Source organism: Agrococcus sp. HG114 (assembly GCF_024723325.1).
Taxonomy (GTDB): domain Bacteria; phylum Actinomycetota; class Actinomycetes; order Actinomycetales; family Microbacteriaceae; genus Agrococcus.
The window spans coordinates 1-6848 of record NZ_JANQCH010000124.1 but is presented as its reverse complement, the minus strand read 5'-3'; the positions used below and the strand labels follow the sequence as shown (position 1 = coordinate 6848).

Genomic DNA, 6848 nt, shown 5'->3' with positions numbered 1-6848 from the left:
CCCGAGGCCCGAGGCGCGCGCGGCGATGCGTCGGGCTCGCTCGTCGGTGCCCGGGCCGCCCGGCTCGACGGCGACAGTGAGCCCGGTCGCGTCGCCGCCCACGCACGCCGCGAGCCCGGCTGCCTCGAGCGCCGCCTCGACCGCCGCGACGTCGATCCGCAGCCCCATGACCTTGACGAAGCCGCTGCGGCGGCCGACGATGCGGAGCTGGCCGTCCTCGCCGATGCGCCCGAGGTCGCCCGTCCGGAGCTCGTCGAGCATCGCGCCGAGCGCGAGGTCGTCGCGGTGCTCGGCGTAGCCGAGCATGACCCCGGGGCCGCGCACCACGACCTCGCCGGCGCCGTCGGCCGCCTCCGGCACGCCCGTGTCGAGCCGCACCGAGGTGCCGGGGATGGGCTCGCCGACCGCATCGGGGCTCGAGGCGGCGAGCGCGGGGTCGAGCACGCAGATCCGCGCCGTCGCCTCGGTCTGCCCGTACATCACCGCGAGGCCCCTGCCGCGGGGCCCGCCCGATCGCGCGAGCGCCCGCACCCGCTCGGGCGCGAGGCGGCCGCCCGCCTGGGTGAGCAGGCGCAGGCTCGGATGGGGGCGGTCGAGCTCGCCCGTGGACTCCAGCAGGTCGATGCTGTGCGGCACGACGGCGAGCGTCGTCACGGCCAGCTCGTCGACGGCGCGCCAGAGCGCCGCATCGGTGACGGAGCCCTCGCGGAGCACGACCGAGGCGCCGGCCACGAGGTGGGAGTGCAGCACGGAGAGCCCGAAGCAGTAGTGCAGCGGCAGCGTCGTGATCGCCCGGTCGCTCTCGCGGAGCCCGAGCGCCGCCGCGATCCCCCGCGCGTTGCTGCGGACGTTCTCCCAGGAGAGCCGCGCGAGCTTGGGCGAGCCCGTGCTGCCGGACGTGCTCAGCAGCAGCGCGAGGTCGGGGTGCAGGAGGTGGCGCGGCTCGTCATCCCACGCGGTGAACGGTGCGCCGGGGTCGCCCGTGCTCGCGAGGTCCGGCGCGTAGCGCTCGACGATCGCGGCGGCGCGCTCGTGATCGGTCGTGACGAGCGCGACATGGCCCGCCTCGAGCACGGCGAGGTAGGCGGTCACGCTCGCCGCGTCGGCGCGCAGCGGCACGTGCACGAGGCGCTTGCCGGTCTCGAGCGCCGGGAGCCGCCCCGCGAGCGCGAGCACGTCGCGCCGCAGGTCGTCGCGCGAGCGGAGCATGCCGCGGGTGTCCAGGATGGCGGCCGCCGACTCCACGTCGCCGGCCAGCACGTCGAGCAGCCCGCTCCGCGAGCGCTCGGTCAGGACACCGATCTGCATGAGGTGAGGCTACCCTAACCTCGTGGCACCGGATGCGCCGATGAGCGGGCAGCGCCCCGCGACGGACGTCGCCGTGCACTGGCGGACGCTCGCGCACGCCGACCGGTCGCTCGAGGGCGTCCTCGACGCCGTCGAGCTCGAGCGCATCGCGCGGCTCGAGCGGCCGGCCGACCGCGGCCGCTCCCTCGTCGCCGCGGCGACCCTCCGCACCGTGGCCGCGGCGCGGCTCGGCATCGCCCCGGCGGCCGTGCGCGTCGACCGGACGTGCGACGCGTGCGGCCGGCAGCACGGCGCCCCGCGCCTGCTGCACGAGGATGCGCCCTGGGTCTCCGTCTCGCACTCGGGAGTGCTGATCGCCGTGGTGCTCGCGGGAGCGCCCGTGGGGATCGACGTGCAGCGGCTCGCCGATCTGCCCGAGCGCGAGGACGGGCACGCATGGGTGCGCGCCGAGGCCGTCGCGAAGGCGGAAGGCGTCGCTCGCTCCGCTGGGCACCCGCTCGGCCGGCTCGCGACCTACGAGCTCGTCGCACCGCTGGCCGGGTACGCCGCGGCGCTCGCGCTCCCGGTCGCGTCGGGCACGCCGCACGTGACCGCGAGCGGGCCCTGAGCCGCATCCTTTGTGGGAAACCGCAACGGGCGCCCGCGTCTCTGTGTGCCGTCCGCACGCATCCGCCATGCGTGCACGCCTAGGCTCTAGAACCATGCGCCGCATCACCAAGGTCCTCATCGCCAACCGCGGCGAGATCGCCGTCCGCATCATCCGCGCCGCACGCGATGCGGGCATCGGCTCGGTCGCGGTGTACGCGGAGCCCGACCGCGATGCCCAGCACGTGCAGCTCGCCGATGAGGCCTACGCGCTGCACGGCTCGACGAGCGCCGAGAGCTACCTCGTCATCGAGAAGATCCTCTCGGTCGCCCGCCGGTCCGGCGCCGACGCCGTGCACCCTGGCTACGGCTTCCTCGCCGAGAACGCCGACTTCGCGCGCGCGTGCATCGACGCGGGCCTCATCTGGATCGGGCCGAGCCCCGAGGCGATCGAGAAGCTCGGCGACAAGGTCTCCGCGCGCCACATCGCCGAGTCGGTCGGCGCCCCGCTCGCACCGGGCACGATCAACCCCGTCTCGGACGCGGCGGAGGTGCTCGAGTTCGTCGACCAGCACGGGCTGCCGGTCGCGATCAAGGCGGCCTTCGGCGGCGGCGGCCGGGGCCTCAAGGTCGCCCGCTCGCGCGACGAGGTCGAGGAGCAGTTCGCGTCGGCGACGCGCGAGGCGGTCGCCGCGTTCGGCCGGGGCGAGTGCTTCGTCGAGAAGTACCTCGACAAGCCGCGCCACGTCGAGACGCAGTGCCTCGCCGACGAGCACGGGAACGTCGTGGTCGTCTCCACGCGCGACTGCTCGCTGCAGCGCCGGCACCAGAAGCTCGTCGAGGAGGCGCCCGCGCCCTTCATCACCGCCGAGCAGGACGCGGAGCTGCGGCGCGCGTCGAAGGCGATCCTCCGCGCCGCGGAGTACGTCGGCGCCGGCACGTGCGAGTTCCTGATCGGCGCCGACGGCACGATCTCGTTCCTCGAGGTCAACACGCGCCTGCAGGTCGAGCACCCGGTCTCGGAGGAGGTCACCGGCATCGACCTCGTGCGCGAGCAGTTCCGCATCGCCGAGGGCGAGGCGCTCGGCTACGACGACCCCGAGGTGAGGGGCCACTCGATCGAGTTCCGCATCAACGGCGAGGACGCCGGGAGCGGCTTCATCCCCCAGCCCGGTCCCGTGCGCGTCTTCCGGGCCCCCAGCGGCCCGGGCGTGCGCGTCGACTCGGGCGTCGTCGCGGGCGACGTCGTCGGCGGCAACTTCGACTCGATGCTCGCGAAGCTCATCGTCACGGGCCGCGATCGCGCCGAGGCGCTCTCGCGCGCGCGGCGCGCGCTCGCGGAGTTCGAGGTCGAGGGGCTCCCGACCGTGCTGCCCTTCCACCGCCGCATCGTCGACCATCCCGCGTTCGCGCCGGAGGGCGGCGCCCCCTTCTCGGTCTACACCTCGTGGATCGAGACCGAGTTCGAGAACGACATCCCCGCGTGGGGCGGCGAGCCGGGCGAGCTCGGCGGCCCCGAGCCGCGTCGCACGGTCGTGGTCGAGGCCGACGGCAAGCGCATCGCCGTGTCGATGCCGAAGCGCCTGTTCTCCGACACCAAGGACGCGAAGGGCCCGGCGCCGCGGCGCACGCGCACGGCGCTCGCGGGCGGCGTCGGCTCGGGCGCGATCGTCGCGCCCATGCAGGCGACGGTCGTGAAGGCGGCGGTGTCGGAGGGCGACCGCGTGGTGGCCGGCGACCTGCTCGTGGTGCTCGAGGCGATGAAGATGGAGCAGCCGCTCTCCTCGCCCGTCGACGGCATCGTCGCGGCGATCGACGCTCCCGTCGGCCAGACGGTGCCCTCGGGCCACCGCCTCGTGACGATCACGCCCGACGCGTAGCCCCCGCCCCGGGCTACTCCTCGACGCGGTGCATCGCGCGGGCCGCGTCGGAGACGGAGCCCGCGAGCGAGGGGAACACCGGGAAGACGCGGGCGACCTGGTCGACGGTGAGGCGGTGCTCCATCGCCATCGTCACCGGGAAGATGAGCTCGGAAGCCTTCGGCGCGACGATGACGCCGCCGATGACCGTGCCGGAGCCCGTGCGCGCGAACAGCTTCACGAAGCCGTCCTCGACCCCCATCATCTTCGCCCGCGCGTTCGTCGCGAGGTCGATGCGGTACACCTCGCCCTGCGCGATCCCCTCCTCGATCTCCTTCTGCGACCAGCCGACGGTGGCGATCTCCGGCTGCGTGAAGATGTTCGAGGCGACCGTGCGCATGGAGATCGGGTCGACGGCGTCGCCGAGCGCGTGGAACATGGCGGTCCGGCCCTGCATCGACGCGACCGACGCGAGCGGCAGCGCGTTGGAGCAGTCCCCCACCGCGTAGACGTTCGGCAGGTTCGTGCGCGCGACCCGGTTGACGAGGATCTGGCCGCCCTCGGTCATCTCGATGCCCGCCTCGACGAGGCCGATCCCGCTCGTGTTCGGGATTGAGCCGACGGCCATCAGGCAGTGCGAGCCCTGGATGGTGCGCCCGTCCGTGAGCGTGACGGTGACGCCGCGCTCCGTGCGCTCGACCCGCTCGGCTCGCGACTTCGAGAGCACGTGCATGCCCTGTCGCTTGAAGACCTCCTCGATGACCCGCGCGGCGTCGGCGTCCTCGCCCGGCAGCACCTGCTCGCGGCTCGAGACGAGCGTGACCTCCGCGCCGATCAGGCTGTACGCGCTCGCGAACTCCGCGCCGGTGACGCCCGAGCCGACGACGATGAGGTGCTCGGGCACCTCCTCGAGGCTGTACAGCTGCGTCCACGTGAGGATGCGCTCGCCGTCCGGCATCGCGGAGGGCAGCTGGCGCGGCGTCGCGCCGACGGAGACGACGATGGTGTCCGCTTCGAACTCGTCGAAGTCCGCGCCCTGCTTGCCGGTCGAGACGACGACGCGGTCGGCGCCCTCGAGCCGCCCCTCGCCCTGCACGATCGTGACCCCGGCGCCCTCGAGGTCGGCCTTCATGTCGAGCGACTGCTTCGCCGCGAGGGACAGCAGGCGCCGGTTGACCGCCCGGAGGTTCACCGCCACCTCGGGCCGCTGCGGGCGGCCGGAGGCGCCGCGGACCGAGAACTGCACGCCCAGCTGGCTGGCATCGCGGATCGCCGCGGCGGACTCCGCCGTCGCGATGAGCGACTTCGAGGGCACGACGTCGGTGAGGATCGCGCTGCCGCCGACGCCCGTGCGCTCCACGAGCGTGACGTCCGCGCCGAGACGTGCCCCTGCGAGGGCGGCCTCGTAGCCGCCGGGTCCGCCACCGATGATCACCACGCGCTGCTTGCGCTCGAATGCACTCACGCGCTCCATCATCGCGCATCTCGCCGCGCGGATCGGCGAGCGCGTCAGGCCGCGCGACGCTCGTGGATGCCCGTCGTGAGCGCCGCCCCGTTCACCTCGACGTAGAGCGTCGCCTCCATGACCGAGACGGTGAGCACCGTGCGTCGCGCAAGCGCGTCGGCGACCGCGTCGACGAACCCGGGGTCGAACCACACGAGCCGCACCTCCTCGGCCCGGTGGATGCGCTTGCCCGCCCATCGCGCGAGGACCTTCTCGGGGTCGCGGTGCGTGTAGACCGCGGTGCGCTCGGCCGCCATGCTGCCCCGGTGCACCCGCTCCGCGTCGGGCGCGCCCACCTCGATCCAGGCGGTGATGGCGCCCGTCAGGTCGCGCGCGATGACGGCGGGCTCGTCGCCGCCCGCGATGCCGTCGCCGAACGCGATGCCCTCCTCGTGCTCGAGGCACAGCGCGAGCACGCGCGTGGCCATGAACGCGAGCGTCTCGGACGGGTGCTGCGCGACCTTGAGCGAGCGCTGCTCGTAGACGCCGCGGTCGACGTCCGAGAGCTGCACGTCGAAGGTGTGGACGGTCGCGCCGATGGCCATGGTGCTCCAGCCTAGGCGCGCGAGCGCCGCGCGCGCGTCGTGGCCGCCCGGCCTGGCGGAGCGGCCCGCCGCCCCTAGAGTGGGCGCCATGACGCACCCGCTGGATCCCCCCGCCGACCCGCGCGAGGTCGCGCGCCAGGCCGCCGACGACATCCGCCGCATCACCGGCGTCGAGGCGCACGACATCGCGCTCACGCTCGGCTCGGGCTGGGGCAGCGCCGCCGACCTCATCGGCGAGACGACCCACACGATCCCCGCGACCGAGATCACGGGCTTCTCGAAGCCGGCGCTCGAGGGCCACGTCGGCACGATCCGCTCGATCCGCACGGACGACGGCCGCCGCGCGCTCGTCATCGGCGCGCGCACCCACTACTACGAGGGCCACGGCGTGCGCCGCGTCGTCCACTCCGTGCGCACCGCGGCCGCCGCCGGCGCATCCGTCATGGTCCTCACGAACGGCGCGGGCGGCATCAAGCCGCACTGGAGCCCCGGGCAGCCCGTGCTCATCAGCGACCACATCAACCTGACCGCCGACTCGCCGCTCGAGGGCGCGACGTTCGTCGACCTCACCGACCTCTACTCGCCGCGCCTGCGCGACATCGCCCGCACCGTCGACGGGGGCCTCGACGAGGGCGTGTACGTGCAGTTCCGCGGCCCGCACTACGAGACGCCCGCCGAGGTGCAGATGGCGAAGGCGATCGGCGGCCACATCTGCGGCATGTCGACGGCGCTCGAGGCGATCGCGGCGCGCGAGGCGGGCATGGAGGTGCTGGGCCTGAGCCTCATCACGAACCTCGCCGCGGGCATCCAGACCACCCCGCTCTCGCACGAGGAGGTCATCGAGGCGGGCCGCGAGGCCGAGGGCCGCATCTCGCGCCTGCTCGCCGACGTCGTCGCCGCGATCGGGGCGGGCGCGTGAGCCTCGACGCCGCCCGCGCGTGGGCGGCCGCCGACCCCGACGACGCGACGAGGGCGGAGCTCGAGGCGACGATCGCGGCCGCCGAGGCGGGCGACGAGGCCGCGCTCGCCGAGGTGGCGGATGCGTTC

6 protein-coding genes are annotated in these 6848 nt (G+C 74.3%); 3 read left to right on the top strand and 3 right to left on the bottom strand.

Features of this window, described 5'->3' with window-relative positions:
- A partial coding sequence (locus NWP09_RS10715; protein ID WP_258275503.1) for an AMP-binding protein occupies nt 1–1308 on the bottom strand: 1308 nt, incomplete at its 3' end.
- A gap of 40 nt (nt 1309–1348) precedes the next feature.
- On the opposite strand from NWP09_RS10715, the gene NWP09_RS10710 reads away from it, so the two are divergent.
- Nucleotides 1349–1915 carry a 4'-phosphopantetheinyl transferase superfamily protein gene (locus NWP09_RS10710; RefSeq protein ID WP_258275502.1) on the top strand — a complete coding sequence of 189 codons (567 nt, stop codon included), beginning with the start codon at nt 1349–1351 and terminating at the stop codon, nt 1913–1915.
- Nucleotides 1916–2009: 94 nt separating this feature from the next.
- Nucleotides 2010–3773 carry a biotin carboxylase N-terminal domain-containing protein gene (locus tag NWP09_RS10705; RefSeq protein WP_258275501.1) on the top strand — a complete coding sequence of 588 codons (1764 nt, stop codon included), beginning with the start codon at nt 2010–2012 and terminating at the stop codon, nt 3771–3773.
- A 13-nt stretch (nt 3774–3786) separates the two neighbouring features.
- Here NWP09_RS10705 and NWP09_RS10700 read toward each other — a convergent pair whose 3' ends face one another.
- Both NWP09_RS10700 and NWP09_RS10695 read right to left on the bottom strand, forming a co-directional pair.
- Complete coding sequence (locus NWP09_RS10700) at nt 3787–5226, bottom strand: NAD(P)H-quinone dehydrogenase (RefSeq protein ID WP_258275504.1); 1440 nt, start codon at nt 5224–5226, stop codon at nt 3787–3789.
- Nucleotides 5227–5261: 35 nt separating this feature from the next.
- Nucleotides 5262–5801: a YaeQ family protein gene (locus NWP09_RS10695; RefSeq protein ID WP_258275500.1), complete on the bottom strand. Its 540-nt coding sequence runs from the start codon at nt 5799–5801 to the stop codon at nt 5262–5264.
- A gap of 88 nt (nt 5802–5889) precedes the next feature.
- On the opposite strand from NWP09_RS10695, the gene NWP09_RS10690 reads away from it, so the two are divergent.
- On the top strand, nt 5890–6720 hold the full coding sequence (locus NWP09_RS10690) for a purine-nucleoside phosphorylase (protein WP_258275499.1): 831 nt from the start codon (nt 5890–5892) through the stop codon (nt 6718–6720).
- Nucleotides 6721–6848: the final 128 nt, after the last annotated feature.